13 protein-coding genes and 1 tRNA gene are annotated in these 15,720 nt (G+C 55.4%); all 14 read right to left on the bottom strand.

Annotated features, from left to right (window positions below; translation table 11 throughout):
• A partial coding sequence (locus tag CJD38_RS18100; protein WP_146165972.1) for a GTP-binding protein occupies positions 1–103 on the bottom strand: 103 nt, incomplete at its 3' end.
• Positions 104–183: 80 nt separating this feature from the next.
• The gene (gene fusA / locus CJD38_RS18095) at positions 184–2,277 is read right to left on the bottom strand and encodes an elongation factor G (protein ID WP_107941865.1); all 2,094 of its coding nucleotides are present in this window, start codon (positions 2,275–2,277) and stop codon (positions 184–186) included.
• A gap of 42 nt (positions 2,278–2,319) precedes the next feature.
• Entirely contained in the window at positions 2,320–2,793 is a 474-nt protein-coding gene (gene rpsG / locus CJD38_RS18090; RefSeq protein ID WP_107941863.1) for a 30S ribosomal protein S7, read from the bottom strand.
• A gap of 63 nt (positions 2,794–2,856) precedes the next feature.
• A complete protein-coding gene (gene rpsL, locus CJD38_RS18085) occupies positions 2,857–3,261 on the bottom strand; it encodes a 30S ribosomal protein S12 (RefSeq protein WP_107941867.1) in 405 nt (134 codons plus the stop codon).
• Positions 3,262–3,564: 303 nt separating this feature from the next.
• Positions 3,565–7,830, bottom strand: a complete 4,266-nt coding sequence (gene rpoC / locus CJD38_RS18080) for a DNA-directed RNA polymerase subunit beta' (protein WP_107941861.1) — start codon at positions 7,828–7,830, stop codon at positions 3,565–3,567.
• A gap of 30 nt (positions 7,831–7,860) precedes the next feature.
• The gene (gene rpoB, locus CJD38_RS18075) at positions 7,861–11,934 is read right to left on the bottom strand and encodes a DNA-directed RNA polymerase subunit beta (protein WP_107941859.1); all 4,074 of its coding nucleotides are present in this window, start codon (positions 11,932–11,934) and stop codon (positions 7,861–7,863) included.
• Between the two features lie 203 nt (positions 11,935–12,137).
• Positions 12,138–12,515 (bottom strand): 50S ribosomal protein L7/L12, encoded by a 378-nt coding sequence (rplL, locus tag CJD38_RS18070; RefSeq protein WP_107941857.1) that lies wholly within the window; start codon positions 12,513–12,515, stop codon positions 12,138–12,140.
• A gap of 51 nt (positions 12,516–12,566) precedes the next feature.
• The gene (rplJ, locus tag CJD38_RS18065) at positions 12,567–13,091 is read right to left on the bottom strand and encodes a 50S ribosomal protein L10 (protein ID WP_107941855.1); all 525 of its coding nucleotides are present in this window, start codon (positions 13,089–13,091) and stop codon (positions 12,567–12,569) included.
• A gap of 203 nt (positions 13,092–13,294) precedes the next feature.
• Positions 13,295–13,987, bottom strand: a complete 693-nt coding sequence (gene rplA / locus CJD38_RS18060; protein ID WP_107941853.1) for a 50S ribosomal protein L1 — start codon at positions 13,985–13,987, stop codon at positions 13,295–13,297.
• Positions 13,988–13,990: 3 nt separating this feature from the next.
• Positions 13,991–14,419, bottom strand: a complete 429-nt coding sequence (rplK, locus tag CJD38_RS18055; protein WP_107941851.1) for a 50S ribosomal protein L11 — start codon at positions 14,417–14,419, stop codon at positions 13,991–13,993.
• 83 nt (positions 14,420–14,502) lie between these two features.
• Positions 14,503–15,036, bottom strand: a complete 534-nt coding sequence (nusG, locus tag CJD38_RS18050; RefSeq protein WP_107941849.1) for a transcription termination/antitermination protein NusG — start codon at positions 15,034–15,036, stop codon at positions 14,503–14,505.
• A gap of 1 nt (position 15,037) precedes the next feature.
• Positions 15,038–15,421, bottom strand: coding sequence for a preprotein translocase subunit SecE (gene secE / locus CJD38_RS18045; protein WP_107941847.1), 384 nt, complete (start codon positions 15,419–15,421; stop codon positions 15,038–15,040).
• Positions 15,422–15,465: 44 nt separating this feature from the next.
• A tRNA-Trp gene (locus tag CJD38_RS18040) sits at positions 15,466–15,541 on the bottom strand.
• A gap of 66 nt (positions 15,542–15,607) precedes the next feature.
• A partial coding sequence (locus CJD38_RS18035; RefSeq protein WP_206363053.1) for an EF-Tu C-terminal domain-related protein occupies positions 15,608–15,720 on the bottom strand: 113 nt, incomplete at its 5' end.

The following is a 15,720-nucleotide window of genomic DNA, read 5'->3' as shown; positions in this document are numbered from 1 at the left end:
TCTTCGTCAGTGCAGCCGTCGTCGTCGTCTTGCCATGGTCAACGTGGCCAATCGTGCCAACGTTTACGTGAGGCTTGACGCGCTCAAATTTCTCTTTTGCCATTGCTATGTCCTTCCAAATCTTGAAACAGAACTGGTTTAAAAACTAAATTTTAACTTGCTAGCAGCGAACTGCCCGCTTGCTTACTTCTTAGCCAGAGCAGCGGCGACGTTAGACGGCGCTTCCTGGTACTTCTTGAATTCCATGGTGTACGTCGCACGGCCCTGGCTCAGTGAGCGCAGTGAGGTCGAGTAACCAAACATTTCTGACAACGGCACTTCGGCCTTGAGGACCTTCACGCCTGCATTGTCATCCATGCCGAGGATGATGCCGCGACGACGGTTGACGTCGCCCATGACATCGCCCATGTAATCTTCTGGCGTTTCAACTTCGACGCCCATGATGGGTTCGAGGATGACTGGGTTCGCTTTCTGGCAGCCTTCTTTGAATGCCATCGACGAAGCAACGCGGAACGCAACTTCGCTGGAGTCGACGTCGTGGTACGAACCGTCGAACAGCGTGATCTTGATGTCGACGACTGGATAGCCAGCCATAACACCCGTCTTGATTGCATCTTTCAGGCCCTTGTCGACGCCTGGGATAAATTCTTTTGGAATCACGCCGCCAACGATACCGTTGACGAATTCGTAACCCTTGCCCGCTTCCTGCGGTTCGATGCGGAGCCAAACGTGGCCGAACTGTCCCTTACCACCGGACTGCTTGGCGTATTTGCCTTCCTGCTCGACGCTCTTGCGGATCGTTTCGCGGTAAGCAACCTGCGGAGGACCAACGTTAGCTTCAACCTTGAACTCGCGCTTCATACGATCGACGAGAATTTCGAGGTGAAGTTCGCCCATGCCGGCGATGATGGTCTGGCCGGTTTCTTCGTCCGTCTTAACGCGGAACGAAGGATCTTCTTGAGCAAGACGATTGAGCGCAATGCCCATCTTTTCTTGGTCAGCCTTGGTCTTAGGTTCAACAGCCTGGCTGATCACTGGCTCAGGGAAAATCATGCGCTCAAGCACAACCGGCGAGCTAACCGAAGCCAGCGTGGTACCGGTGTAAACGTCTTTCAAACCGATGCAAGCAGCGATGTCGCCTGCGCGCACTTCGTCGATTTCTTCGCGGTTGTTCGCGTGCATCTGCACAAGGCGGCCGATACGCTCGGTCTTGCCACTGCGCGAGTTGTACACGCCGTCGCCTTTCTTCAACACGCCCGAATAGACGCGGATAAAGGTCAACGTGCCGACGAAGGGGTCGGTCATGATCTTGAAGCCCAGCGCCGAGAACGGTTCTTCGTCAGAAGCCTTACGCTCGATGATGGTTTCGTAGTTGTCGGTGTCGTGCGCTTCGATTGGCGGCACGTCGGTTGGCGCAGGCAGATACTCGATGACAGCATCGAGCATGGCTTGCACGCCTTTGTTCTTGAAAGCCGAGCCGCAGAGCATCGGGAAGATTTCCAGCTTCAGGGTGCGCGCACGGATGCCGCCCTTGATTTCTTCCTCGGTCAGCGCAACGCCTTCGAGATACTTGTTCATCAGCTCGTCGCTGGACTCAGCGGCGGCTTCGACCATCTTCTCGTGCCATTCGTTGGCCGTGTCGACCAAGTCAGCAGGAATATCGCCGTAGGTAAAGGTAACGCCCTTGTCTTCTTCATTCCAAAGGATCGCCTTCATCTTGATGAGGTCGACAACGCCTTTGAAATTTTCTTCAGCACCGATAGGAATCTGAAGTGGGACAGGGTTAGCGCGCAGACGAGTTTTCATCTGCTCAACAACTTTGAAGAAGTTAGCGCCCGAACGGTCCATCTTGTTGACGAACGCGAGACGCGGAACTTTGTACTTGGTCGCCTGACGCCAAACGGTTTCAGACTGAGGCTGTACGCCACCGACCGCGCAATACAACATGCAAGCGCCGTCGAGCACGCGCATGGAGCGTTCAACTTCAATGGTGAAGTCAACGTGTCCAGGGGTGTCGATGATGTTGATGCGATGCTGTTCGAACTGACCGCCCATGCCCTTCCAGAAGCAGGTGGTAGCAGCCGACGTAATCGTAATGCCGCGCTCCTGTTCCTGTTCCATCCAGTCCATCGTCGCGGCGCCGTTGTGCACTTCACCGATCTTGTGGTTTACACCGGTGTAGAACAGCACGCGCTCGGTCGTCGTCGTCTTTCCTGCGTCAATGTGCGCAGAAATGCCGATGTTGCGATAGAGATTGATGGGGGTGTTACGGGCCACAGGAAATCCTCGAATTGCGTTAGATGGCTACAGCGCTGATCACTACCAGCGGAAGTGGGCGAAAGCCTTGTTGGCTTCTGCCATCTTGTGCGTGTCTTCGCGCTTCTTAACAGCTGCGCCGCGGTGCTCGGAAGCATCCAGCAGCTCGCCAGCAAGACGGTCAGCCATGCTCTTTTCGCCGCGCGAACGGGCAGCGTCGATCAGCCAGCGCATGGCCAGCGTGGTGCGGCGGGTTGCGCGCACTTCAACTGGAACCTGATACGTGGCACCACCAACGCGGCGGGATTTCACTTCGACGGCAGGCGCGACGTTGTCGAACGCAGCCTTCAGCACGACAACCGGTTCGGTCGTCTTGCGCTTGGTGGAGATCTGCTCAAGCGCGCCGTAAATGATCTTTTCGGCAACAGCTTTCTTGCCATCTTCCATAACCATGTTCATGAACTTGGTTACGTCCAAAGATTTGAACTTTGGATCTGGGAGGATGACTCGTGTTTCGGGTTTGCGACGACGTGACATGTTTAATTCCTAAATGGTCTTCAGGGTAGGATCGCTACCCTTACTCGGGCAAAAGGCCCGTTCTTACTTCTTCTTGGCGGCTGCTGCTGGTGCGCCGTCTTTCGGACGCTTAGCACCGTACTTCGAACGACCCTGACGACGCTTCTCGACGCCTGAAGCGTCCAGCGTGCCGCGAATCGTGTGGTAGCGAACACCAGGAAGATCTTTTACACGGCCGCCACGAATCATGACGACAGAGTGTTCCTGCAAATTGTGGCCTTCACCACCAATGTAGGAAATCACTTCAAACCCGTTTGTAAGGCGTACTTTGCAGACCTTACGAAGAGCCGAGTTCGGCTTCTTAGGGGTCGTGGTGTACACGCGCGTGCAAACACCGCGCTTTTGTGGTGAGCCACCGAGCGCAGGTACTTTGCTCTTGGTAACTTCACGAGTGCGGCCTTTGCGCACTAACTGATTGGTCGTTGGCACGTCGAAACTGTCCCAGATTGACAAAGAAAAGACAGGCACGCTACTAAGCGCCCGTCGGGAAAGGGCGCGCATCATAAATGCGGCCCCCTAGGGTGTCAACAGGAAAACCCGGATTCTTTCTACGCAAAAGAAGCCAATGAATTCGCCTGCTTACGCAACACCCTTAAAACCGGACGAATCCTGTTTTAATGTGTGTGGCGTTACAAAAAATGTTAAGCAATTACCACAGATTTGACTCCGCTTGCCCTGATAACAAGGCCCCGCATCGCTGCGGGGCCCGGCACTCAGACCAAAAATTAAAACTTATTCTTCGATGCCGCCGTCGCTAACTTCTTCGGTTCCGCCTTCATCTGCGTCATCCGAAGACACGACTGCCGAGCGAACAACGCGCTCGTTGCCGGTTGCGTCAAAGCTGCCGCCACTGTTCAGTGCCGAAGCCTGCAGGTCAGCCAACAGGCTGCCACCGCGGTTCTTGCGACGCTGTTCGTGGTACGCCAAGCCCGTACCTGCCGGGATCAGACGACCAACGATGACGTTTTCCTTGAGGCCGCGCAGGTCATCACGTGAGCCGCGCACCGAAGCTTCGGTGAGTACGCGCGTGGTTTCCTGGAACGAAGCCGCCGAGAAGAACGATTCGGTCGACAGCGATGCCTTGGTGATGCCGAGCAGCTGGCGATCATAGTTGGCAGTGCGGTGTTCCTTGCCGAGCATCTTCTTGTTCTCTGCGAGAACCTGGAAGATTTCGACCTGTTCGCCTTGCAGGAAGCGCGTGTCACCGGTTTCGGTGATCTCAACTTTGCGCAGCATCTGGCGAATGATCACTTCGATGTGCTTGTCGTTGATGCGCACGCCTTGCAGGCGGTACACGTCCTGAATTTCTTTGACCATGTGGTTAGCCAGAGCCGTTACACCCTGCAGACGCAGAATGTCATGCGGGCTCGGTTCGCCGTCCGACATGATTTCGCCCTTCTCAACGTGTTCACCTTCGAACACGCGGATGTCGACCCACTTCGGAACCAGAATTTCGACTTCGCTAGCGTCAGCAAGAACGATCTTGATGCGCTGTTTGCCCTTGGTCGCCGTGCCGAACTTAATCGTGCCTGAGGCTTCAGCAAGAACTGCTGGTTCTTTCGGCTTACGCGCTTCGAACAAGTCGGCAACGCGAGGCAGACCGCCGGTGATATCGCGAGTCTTCGACGATTCCTGAGGGATACGAGCAATGATGCCGCCGACGCTTACTGCGTCGCCGTCTTCAACACCGATAATCGCCTTAGGTGGCAGCGTGTAGCTGGCCGGAATGTCGGTGCCCGGGAAGGTCAACTGCTTGCCCTTGGCATCAACCAGCATCAACATCGGACGCAGGTCTTTACCAGCCGAACCACGAGTCTTCGGTTCCGTAACAACCAGCATGTTCATGCCGGTGAGCGGATCGGTTTCGCGAGTAACGGTGAGGCCTTCTTCGAAGTCCTGGAACTTCACGTAGCCGCCCAATTCGGTAACGATTGGGTGGGTGTGCGGATCCCACTTAGCCAGACGCTGGCCAGACTTCAACGCTTCGCCGTCCTTAACAAGGATGGTTGCGCCGTAAGGAATCTTGTAACGCTCACGTTCGCGGCCGCTGGCGTCGATAACACCGATTTCACCGGAGCGCGAGACCGCTACCAACAAACCATCTTTGTTGTTAACGCTCTTGAGGTTATGTACACGAGCCGTACCGGCTGCGCGCGCATCAACGCCGTCTGCCGAAGCAGCACGTGAAGCGGCACCACCGACGTGGAACGTACGCATGGTCAGCTGCGTACCTGGTTCACCGATCGACTGAGCAGCGATAACGCCGACAGCTTCACCGATGTTGATCAGGTGACCGCGAGCAAGGTCACGGCCGTAGCACTTACCGCAAATGCCGAAGGGCAGTTCGCAAGTAATTGCCGAGCGGACCCAAACTTCGTCCACGCTGTTGCGTTCGAGTTCGTCAACCAGATGTTCGTCAAGCAGAACGCCGGATTCGACGATGATTTCTTCTGTGCCTGGCTTGTAAACATCGCGCAGCACGGTGCGTCCGAGAACGCGATCGCGCAACGGTTCGAGAACGTCGCCACCTTCCACGATTGGCATCATCTGCAAACCATGTTCGGTGCCGCAATCTGGAGCGGTTACAACCACGTCCTGCGCAACGTCTACGAGACGACGCGTCAGGTAACCGGAGTTCGCCGTCTTCAACGCGGTATCGGCCAGACCCTTACGAGCACCGTGCGTCGAGATGAAGTACTGCAGAACGTTCAGACCTTCACGGAAGTTCGCCGTAATAGGCGTTTCAATGATCGAGCCGTCTGGCTTGGCCATAAGGCCACGCATACCGGCAAGCTGACGAATCTGGGCTTGTGAACCACGAGCACCGGAGTCCGCCATCATGAACACGGAGTTAAACGAAGCCTGCTTGGTTTCCAAGCCTTCTTTGGTCGTAACGGCTTCTGTACCGATACGCGCCATCATCGCCTTCGACACGTCGTCGTTAGCGCGTGACCAGATGTCGACGACGCGGTTGTAGCGTTCGCCCTGCGTGGTCAAACCGGAGCTGTACTCTTCGTCGATTTCTTTAACTTTGCCTTCAGCAGCGGCAAGAATCGTCTTCTTCTCATCTGGCACGATGATGTCATCGAGGCAGAACGAGATGCCCGAACGGGTCGACATACGGAAGCCGGTGTACATCAGCTGGTCAGCGAAGACCACGGTTTCCTTGGTGCCTGCCTTACGGTAGACGTAGTTGATCACGCGGCTGACTTCTTTCTTGGTCAGCGTTTTGTTGATCGTCTTGAACGGAATCGTGGCTGGCAGAATTTCTGACAACAGCGCACGGCCGGTGGTGGTTTCCACCAGATGGAACAGTTCATTGCCAGCGTCGTCATAGTCACGCAGACGAACTTTGATCTTGGCCTGCAAATGCAGCTGGCCAGATTCATAAGCGCGGTGCACTTCTGAAACGTCGGTGCAGACCATGCCTTCGCCTGGAGCGTTGACGCGGTCACGGCTCATCCAATACAAACCCAAAACAACGTCCTGTGAAGGAACGATGATCGGGTCGCCGGATGCAGGCGACAGAATGTTGTTCGAAGCCATCATCAACACGCGCGCTTCCAACTGCGCTTCGAGCGACAACGGTACGTGCACAGCCATCTGGTCACCGTCGAAGTCGGCGTTAAATGCCGTACATACGAGTGGGTGAAGGTTGATAGCCTTGCCTTCGATCAGGATAGGTTCAAAAGCCTGAATGCCGAGACGGTGAAGAGTTGGAGCACGGTTCAACAGAACCGGATGTTCCTTGATGCACTCTTCCAATGCGTCCCACACTGCGGCTTCTTCGCGCTCAACCATCTTCTTTGCAGCTTTGATGGTGGTGGCGATGCCGAGGCGCTGCAGACGTGAGAACACGAACGGCTTGAACAGTTCGAGTGCCATCTTCTTAGGAAGACCGCACTGGTGCAGTTTGAGCGTAGGACCGACCACGATGACCGAACGGCCGGAGTAGTCGACGCGCTTGCCGAGCAAGTTCTGACGGAAACGACCCTGCTTACCCTTGATCATGTCAGCCAAGGACTTCAGAGGACGCTTGTTGGTGCCGGTGATGGCACGGCCACGACGGCCGTTGTCGATCAGGGCGTCAACCGATTCCTGCAGCATGCGCTTTTCGTTGCGCACGATGATGTCAGGAGCGGTCAGCTCAAGCAGACGCTTCAAACGGTTGTTACGGTTGATGACGCGGCGATACAGATCGTTCAGATCTGAAGTCGCGAAGCGGCCACCATCCAACGGTACCAACGGACGCAGATCCGGTGGCAGCACTGGCAGAACGGTGAGAACCATCCACTCAGGCTTGTTGTTCGAGCTGATGAAGTATTCGATCAGCTTGAGGCGCTTGCCGAGTTTCTTGATCTTGGTTTCTGACGTCGTGCCAGCGAGTTCTTCGCGCAGGCGAATCGCTTCGCGTGGCAGGTCGATACCCTTGAGCAAATCGTGCACAGCTTCGGCGCCCATGCGAGCGTCAAAGTCGTCACCGTGTGCTTCAACGGCATTCAGATAATCTTCTTCGGTCAGCAGCTGGCCGCGTTCCATCGGCGTCATGCCTGGATCGACGACGATGTGTGCTTCGAAGTACAGCACGCGTTCAATTGCGCGCAGTGGCATGTCGAGCAGCAAACCAATGCGGCTCGGCAGCGACTTCAGGAACCAAATGTGGGCGACAGGTGAAGCGAGGTCGATATGGCCCATGCGTTCACGACGCACTTTAGCCACGGTGACTTCAACGCCGCACTTTTCGCAAACTACGCCGCGATGCTTGAGGCGCTTGTACTTGCCGCAAAGGCATTCATAGTCTTTGATTGGTCCAAAGATCTTGGCGCAGAACAAACCATCGCGCTCAGGCTTGAACGTACGATAGTTGATCGTTTCCGGCTTTTTGACTTCGCCGTACGACCACGAACGAATGGTCTCCGGTGAAGACAGGCCGATCTTGATGGCGTCGAAATCCTCGATCTCTTCGGGATTGCGGAGCAGATTAAATAGCTCTTTCATGGGTAACTCCTAAATTCTGTTCCGGATGCCTTACGAGTTCTGTTCCAGCTCGATATTCAAACCAATCGAGCGGATTTCCTTGACCAGAACGTTGAACGATTCCGGCATACCCGCGTGCATACGGTGATCGCCATCGACGATCGACTTGTACATACGCGTACGACCGGTGGTGTCATCCGACTTGACCGTGAGCATTTCCTGCAAGGTGTAAGCAGCGCCGTAAGCTTCCAGTGCCCAAACTTCCATTTCACCGAAGCGCTGACCGCCGAACTGCGCCTTACCACCCAGCGGCTGCTGAGTAACGAGGCTGTACGGACCAGTCGAACGTGCGTGCATCTTGTCGTCGACGAGGTGGTTCAGCTTGAGCATGTACATGTAACCAACCGTGGTCGGACGCGAGAACTTCTCGCCAGAACGGCCGTCGGTGAGCTGCGCCTGACCACTGCGTGGCAAGCCTGCGAGTTCGAGCAAATCTTTCAGCTCTTCTTCAGCAGCGCCGTCAAACACTGGCGATGCCACTGGCAAACCGCCAGTGAGATTGCGCGAGAGCGTCAGAACTTCTTCGTCGGTCAACTCAGCGATATCAACTTTCTGCGAACCCTTGCTGGTGTAGACCTTGGTGAGGAACTTACGCAGTTCGCTCACGGCCTTCTGCTGCTTGAGCATGTCGTCAATTTTCTTGCCGATACCCTTGGCAGCCCAGCCCAAGTGCACTTCAAGCAGCTGACCAATGTTCATACGCGAAGGTACGCCCAGTGGGTTGAGCACGATGTCGACAGGCGTGCCGTCATCCATGTGCGGCATGTCTTCAACAGGAACGATCTGCGAGATAACACCCTTGTTACCGTGACGACCGGCCATCTTGTCGCCAGGCTGGATGCGGCGCTTAACAGCCAAGTAAACCTTGACCATCTTCAACACGCCTGGTGACAGTTCGTCGCCAGCAGTGATCTTGCGCTTCTTGTTCTCGTAACGAGCGTCGAAGTAGCTCTTCTGATCCTTCAGCTGTTTGGCCGAAGCTTCGAGTACGTTCTGTGCGTCGTCATCCGACAGGCGGATTTCGAACCACTTGTCGCGTTCCAGACCATCGAGGAATTCAGCGTCAATCTTGCTGCCCTTCTTGATCTTGTTAGGGCCGCCGTCAGCAACTTTGCCGAGCAGGATCTTGCGCAGACGATCATAAATATCGTCTTCGAAGATACGCATCTGATCGTTCAAGTCTTTACGAACTGCGGACAGTTCGGACTCTTCGATCGACAGTGCGCGCTTGTCTTTCTTCACGCCTTCACGAGTGAACACGCGAACGTCGATGACCGTGCCGTCCATGCCAGCAGGCACGCGCAGCGAGGTGTCTTTAACGTCGCTTGCCTTCTCACCGAAGATTGCGCGGAGGAGTTTTTCTTCTGGCGTCAGCTGCGTCTCGCCCTTCGGCGTGACCTTGCCGCTGAGGATGTCGCCAGCTTTCACTTCTGCGCCGATGTAAACGATGCCCGCTTCGTCCAGCTTACGCAGGGCGGTTTCGTTAACGTTCGGAATGTCAGCCGAAATTTCTTCCGAGCCGAGTTTGGTTTCGCGAGCAACGCAGGTCAGTTCTTCGATGTGGATCGTGGTGAAACGATCTTCTTCAACCACGCGCTCCGAGATCAAGATGGAGTCTTCGAAGTTGTAGCCGTTCCAAGGCATAAACGCGATCAGCATGTTCTGGCCGAGTGCGAGTTCGCCGAGGTCGGTCGAAGGACCGTCGCCGATCACGTCGTTACGAGCAACAACATCGCCCGGACGTACGATTGGCTTCTGGTTGATACAGGTGTTCTGGTTAGAACGGGTGTATTTGGTCAGGTTGTAGATATCAACGCCCGCTTCGCCGGCGATGGTTTCATCGTCGTGAACGCGAATAACGATACGTGATGCGTCAACCTTGTCGACGACGCCGCCGCGCTTAGCGACGATAGCGTTGCCGGAGTCCATTGCCACGCGACGTTCCATGCCGGTGCCGACCAGCGGCTTGTCGGCGCGCAGCGTCGGAACAGCCTGACGTTGCATGTTCGAACCCATCAGAGCGCGGTTAGCGTCATCGTGTTCGAGGAACGGAATCAGTGCAGCAGCGACCGACACGATCTGGCGAGGTGACACGTCCATGTACTGAACGCGGTCCGGACCGATCATCGTGAATTCGTTCTGGAAACGGCATGAGACGAGGTCAGATTTGAACTTGCCCTTGGCGTCCAATTCCGAGTTCGCCTGTGCGATCACGTAACGGCCTTCTTCAATCGCCGACAGATAATCAATCTGGTCGGAAACCTTACCGTCGATTACGCGGCGGTAAGCGGTTTCGAGGAAGCCGTACTCATTGGTGCGTGCATAGCAAGCCAGCGAGTTGATCAGACCGATGTTCGGACCTTCAGGCGTTTCAATTGGGCAGACGCGACCGTAGTGAGTCGGGTGAACGTCGCGGACTTCGAAGCCAGCGCGTTCGCGCGTCAGACCGCCCGGGCCAAGTGCCGAAACGCGGCGCTTGTGGGTGATTTCCGACAGCGGGTTGTTTTGGTCCATAAACTGCGACAGCTGCGACGAGCCGAAGAATTCTTTGATCGCGGCGCCAACTGGCTTAGCGTTGATCAGATCCTGCGGGAACAGGTTGTCAGCTTCTGCGAGTGCAAGACGCTCACGCACGGCGCGTTCCACGCGGACGAGGCCGGTGCGGAATACGTTTTCTGCCATTTCGCCAACTGCGCGAATACGGCGGTTGCCGAGGTGGTCGATATCGTCGGTCTGGTCTTCGCCGTTACGGATGGCGATGATCTGCTTCATCACAGCGACGATGTCGTCGTTGCTCAGAATGCCGGGGCCAGTGATGGCATCGCGGCGCAGACGACGGTTGAACTTCATACGGCCAACGCCGGAGAGGTCGTACTTCTCAGGCGCGAAGAACATGCCTTCGAACAATGCTTCTGCAGCATCCTTCGTTGGTGGTTCGCCAGGGCGCATCATGCGATAGATTTCGACCAACGCTTCGAGACGCGTGCGCGTCGAGTCGATGTTCAGCGTGGTGGAAACATAAGGGCCCTTATCCACGTCGTTGACGTAGAGCGTAGGCAGTTCTTTGATCTTGGCTTCGCGCAGCTTAGGCAGCAATGCTTCGTTGATTTCGCTGTTCGCAGGAGCCAGCACTTCGCCGTCTTTGCTGACGAGGTCACGTGCAATGATCTTGCCGAGCAAGTAAGTGTCAGGAACTTCAAGACGCTTAATGCCAGCTTCGTTGATGAGCTTGATGTGGCGAGCGGTGATCAGCTTGCCCTGCTCAACGAGAACTTTCTTGCCGTCCTTGATATCGAACTGCGCCTTTTCGCCCTTGAGGCGTTCAGCAACGAGTTCGAGGCTGGCGCCGTCATCTTCCAACTTGAAGACGTTCTTCTCGTGGAACATTTCCAGCATCTGCTGGTTGTCATAACCCAGAGCGCGCAGCAGGATCGTGGCCGGCAATTTGCGGCGACGATCGATACGCACGAACACGTTGTCCTTAGGATCGAATTCAAAGTCGAGCCATGAACCGCGATACGGAATGATGCGCGCGCTATACAGCAACTTACCGGAGCTGTGCGTCTTGCCCTTGTCGTGATCGAAGAACACGCCAGGTGAACGGTGCAGCTGCGATACAACAACACGCTCGGTGCCGTTGATGATGAAAGTGCCGTGGCCGGTCATCAATGGGATTTCGCCCAAATAGACTTCCTGTTCACGCACGTCTTTAACTTTCTTTTCTTTCGACTCGCGATCAAAGATCACCAAACGCACGGTGACTTTCAGCGGAGCGGCATAGGTCATGCCACGGACGCGGCATTCCTTCTCTTCGAACACGGGTTCGTCGAGGCGATACTTCACGAATTCCAAAGCAGCGGCGCCGTTGTACGACACCATTGGGAATACGGACTTGAACGAGGCCTGCAAGCCGTTATCACGGCGCTTAGCAGGTTGAATTTCCTGTTGGAGGAAATCGCGGTAGGAATCAAGCTGCGTCGACAACAGGAAAGGAATTTCCATTGTCTCGGTGAGCTTGCTGAAATCCTTGCGGATACGCTTCTTCTCGGTAAACGAGTAGGCCATGAGTGAATCCTCGTCAATCCATCAAAATCAAAAACTTTCGAGCCCGGTCGCTGCTCTGGGTGCTCGGCACTGAGTGCTGAGGGTTGGGCGGCAGCGTTGCTGCCCAGTCCTAAACGCTCAAACCAATCTGGAACGGCTAAAGGCCGGGAGCATTTGCCCCCAGCCTTTACCCTTACTTCTATACAACGAAGAGCTGCAAAGCCTTACTTCAGATCAGCCTTACCGCCGCCTTCTTCAATCTTCTTCTTCATTGCTTCAGCGTCAGCCTTAGCTACGCCTTCTTTCACGGTCTGTGGTGCGCCTTCAACGAGGTCTTTTGCTTCCTTCAGGCCGAGGCCGGTCAGTTCGCGAACAACCTTAATGACGTTAACCTTCTTTGCAGGGTCAACGGCGGTCAGCACAACGGTGAATTCCGTCTGAGCTTCAGCAACTGGGCCAGCAGCAGCGGCCGGGCCAGCAGCGGCAACCGGTGCAGCGGCGGTTACGCCGAACTTGTCTTCCATCAATTTGACGAGCTCAACGATGTCCATGACGGACTTCGAAGCGATAGCGTCAAGAATTTCCTGATTGCTAATTGACATGATAAAAACTCCAAATAGTTAAAAAAGCTGAAAGCTTGATTGGGAAATGAATTACGAGCCTTGCTTGTCGGCAACCGCTTTCACGGTGCGCACGATCATTGCAGTAGGCTCGATCAAGGTACGAACAAACTTCTCGACAGGAGCCTTCATCGTGCCCATGAGGATCGAGATTGCTTGATCCTTCGTAGGCAGAGAGGCCAGACGGTCGATATCCTTGGCACCGTACAGGGTGCCGCCGACAGCGATAGCCTTAACCACGAGCTTGTCGTTTTCCTTGGCGAAGTCCTTCATCAGGCGGCCTACTGCACCCGGATCTTCTAACGAAAATCCGAGAACCAGAGGACCGACCAAAGCGGATTGCAGGCACTCAAACTCAGTACCTTCGACGGCCTTGCTAGCCAGCGTGTTCTTGATCACGTGCAGGTAAATACCCTGCTCGCGAGCCTTCTTGCGAAGGATGTCGAACTTGCCAGCCGACAGACCGCGATACTCGGCAGCAACTGCCGAGAGCGCGCGCTTGGCGACTTCATTCACTTCCGCAACCAGGACTTTTTTGTCTTCAAGCCTAAGTGCCATGTAAGACTCTCCTGGTGCTTCTGTTGACGTAATGGACTGACTCTTTCGAGCCTGCCCGCCTTAATACGGGTTCCGTCAGCAGATTCAGCTTTCGGTGACACCGTCTACGTAAGCGGCTTGCGCCTTTAGTGCCCTTGCGGGCCACTTACGGTCTTGGACGACGCGGCTGTTACACCGCGTTACCAAATTTCTTTAAAACAAACTTATTCCGGCAGGGTCGACAGGTCGACGCGCAGACCAGGACCCATCGTCGTCGACAAAGTCACCTTCTTGATGAAGACGCCTTTGGACGAAGCTGGCTTCTGGCGACGGATGTCGCGCATAACCGCTGCGAGGTTGTCTTTGATCTTGTCGTTTTCGAAGCTGGCAGAAGCAATCGCGCAATGCACGATGCCGGCCTTGTCAGTGCGATAACGCGCCTGACCCGACTTAGCGTTCTTAACAGCGTTGACGACGTCGGCGGTGACGGTGCCGGTCTTCGGGTTAGGCATCAGGCCGCGAGGACCGAGAACCTGGCCGAGCGTACCAACAACGCGCATCGTGTCCGGAGACGCGATAACAACGCCGAAGTTGAGGTCGCCAGCTTTCATCTTGGCGGCCAAATCTTCCATGCCGACTTCGTCTGCACCGGCTGCTTTGGCTTCTTCAGCCTTAGCGCCCTGTGCGAACACGGCCACGCGAACGGTCTTGCCATTACCGTGCGGGAGCACGGTTGAGCCACGAACGTTCTGGTCCGACTTCTTAGCGTCGATGCCGAGGTTGACCGAGAGGTCAAATGATTCTTTGAACTTGGCGGTAGCGCATTCCTTGAGAATGGTTACGGCCTGATCCAGCGTGTAGGTCTTACCCTGCTGAACCTTGGTGTTGATTGCCTTCTGGCGCTTGCTGATCGTCATGTCTTAGCCCTCTACGTCCACGCCCATGCTGCGGGCGGAACCAGCGATGATGCGGACTGCTGCATCCATACCGCCAGCATTCAGATCTGGCCACTTGGTCTTGGCGATTTCTTCGAGCTGCTTGCGCGAAATCTTGCCGACCTTCTTGGTGTTCGGCGTTGCGCTGCCGGACTCAAGACCGATTGCCTTCTTGATCAGCACGGTGGCTGGGGCAGTCTTGGTGATGAACGTGAAGGAACGATCGGAATAGACCGTGATCACAACTGGAGTAGGCAAGCCTGGTTCCAGTTTCTGCGTTGCAGCGTTAAACGCTTTGCAGAATTCCATGATGTTGACGCCGTTCTGGCCCAGTGCGGGACCGACCGGTGGCGCCGGGTTAGCCTTGCCTGCAGGAATCTGCAGCTTTACATAGGCTGTTACTTTCTTAGCCATAAACTACTCCTAGTGGGTGCGAACGCCTTGCGGCTCCCCGTTACTACAAATAGTGACGAGCGCCGGAGCGCTCATCACTGCCTTTAAGCTTTCTCGACCTGCGAGAACTCGAGTTCAACTGGCGTAGAGCGACCAAAAATGAGAACGGCCACACGCAGGCGGTTTTTCTCGTAGTTGACTTCTTCCACGGCGCCGTTGAAATCGGCGAACGGACCATCGATAACGCGAACGCTTTCGCCTGGTTCGTACAGCGTCTTCGGCTTCGGCTTTTCCACCGACTCTTCGACGCGATTAAGAATGTTGGCCGCTTCCTTATCGGAAATCGGCGCTGGCTTATCCGGCGTGCCGCCGATAAAGCCGAGAACTTTTGGAGTGGATTTCACCAAGTGCCAGGTGTCTTCCATCATGTCCATCTGCACCAGCACGTAGCCGGGGAAGAATTTGCGCTCAGTCATGCGCTTAACGCCGTCCTTGATTTCGACGACTTCTTCCGTCGGAACGAGGATGTCGCCAAACTTGTCTTCAAGACCAGCACGGACAATGCGCTCCTTGAGCGCACGCATCACATGATTTTCGTACTGCGAATAAGCGTGTACGACGTACCAGCGCATGCCCATATCAGCCTCTTCCGGTGAGGGTTTTAACGCCCCAGAGCAGCGCACTGTCCAAGCCCCACAACAACAGAGCTGAAATCAGTACGACGACAGCAATCATCAGGGTGGCCTGAATGCTTTCCTGACGGCTAGGCCAAACGACCTTGCGCGCCTCGATGCGGTAAGCACCATTAATGTAAGACCACATCACCCGACCCATATGAGTCTGGTAAGCCGCAAACAAAGCGGCGCCGATACTGGCTAGCAGGATCAGCGTGCGGACCAATACATTGTATTGACCGATAAAATAATAAAATGCCGACAGACCACCCACTAGCAACAGGGCAGATGCAATCAGCAGGGCCGTGTCTTTTGAGGAACCGGCTTGTTGTTCTTTCTGGGAATCCATGGAGTCTTTAATCCCGTGCACACGGAGCCTAGTAGCTGCTCGAATGGCAGGGCAGGAGGGTCTCGAACCCCCAACCTGCGGTTTTGGAGACCGCCGCTCTACCAATTGAGCCACTGCCCTACTGGATTTCCGCGCACAACAAAAGGGGCGCGGATTATACGCGCCCCTGTGATTTAATGAAAGGCCTTAAGCAAGGATCTTTGTAACCACGCCGGCGCCGACAGTGCGGCCACCTTCGCGGATTGCAAAGCGGACGCCTTCTTCCATAGCAATAGGGTTGATCAGCTCAACCACCACCG

Source organism: Stenotrophobium rhamnosiphilum (assembly GCF_003052265.1).
Classification (GTDB): domain Bacteria; phylum Pseudomonadota; class Gammaproteobacteria; order Nevskiales; family Nevskiaceae; genus Stenotrophobium; species Stenotrophobium rhamnosiphilum.
The sequence above is the reverse complement of the archived record's forward strand: the minus strand, read 5'-3'. Positions and strand labels throughout refer to the sequence as shown.

What these genes read in the sequence shown, in the direction of transcription:
- rpsG (WP_107941863.1), bottom strand. Translation starts at nt 2,793, where the DNA reads ATGTCACGTCGTCGCAAACCCGAAACACGAGTCATCCTCCCAGATCCA.
- rpoC (WP_107941861.1), bottom strand. Translation starts at nt 7,830, where the DNA reads ATGAAAGAGCTATTTAATCTGCTCCGCAATCCCGAAGAGATCGAGGAT.
- rpoB (WP_107941859.1), bottom strand. Translation starts at nt 11,934, where the DNA reads ATGGCCTACTCGTTTACCGAGAAGAAGCGTATCCGCAAGGATTTCAGC.
- rplL (WP_107941857.1), bottom strand. Translation starts at nt 12,515, where the DNA reads ATGTCAATTAGCAATCAGGAAATTCTTGACGCTATCGCTTCGAAGTCC.
- rplJ (WP_107941855.1), bottom strand. Translation starts at nt 13,091, where the DNA reads ATGGCACTTAGGCTTGAAGACAAAAAAGTCCTGGTTGCGGAAGTGAAT.
- rplA (WP_107941853.1), bottom strand. Translation starts at nt 13,987, where the DNA reads ATGACGATCAGCAAGCGCCAGAAGGCAATCAACACCAAGGTTCAGCAG.
- rplK (WP_107941851.1), bottom strand. Translation starts at nt 14,419, where the DNA reads ATGGCTAAGAAAGTAACAGCCTATGTAAAGCTGCAGATTCCTGCAGGC.
- nusG (WP_107941849.1), bottom strand. Translation starts at nt 15,036, where the DNA reads ATGGGCATGCGCTGGTACGTCGTACACGCTTATTCGCAGTACGAAAAT.
- secE (WP_107941847.1), bottom strand. Translation starts at nt 15,421, where the DNA reads ATGGATTCCCAGAAAGAACAACAAGCCGGTTCCTCAAAAGACACGGCC.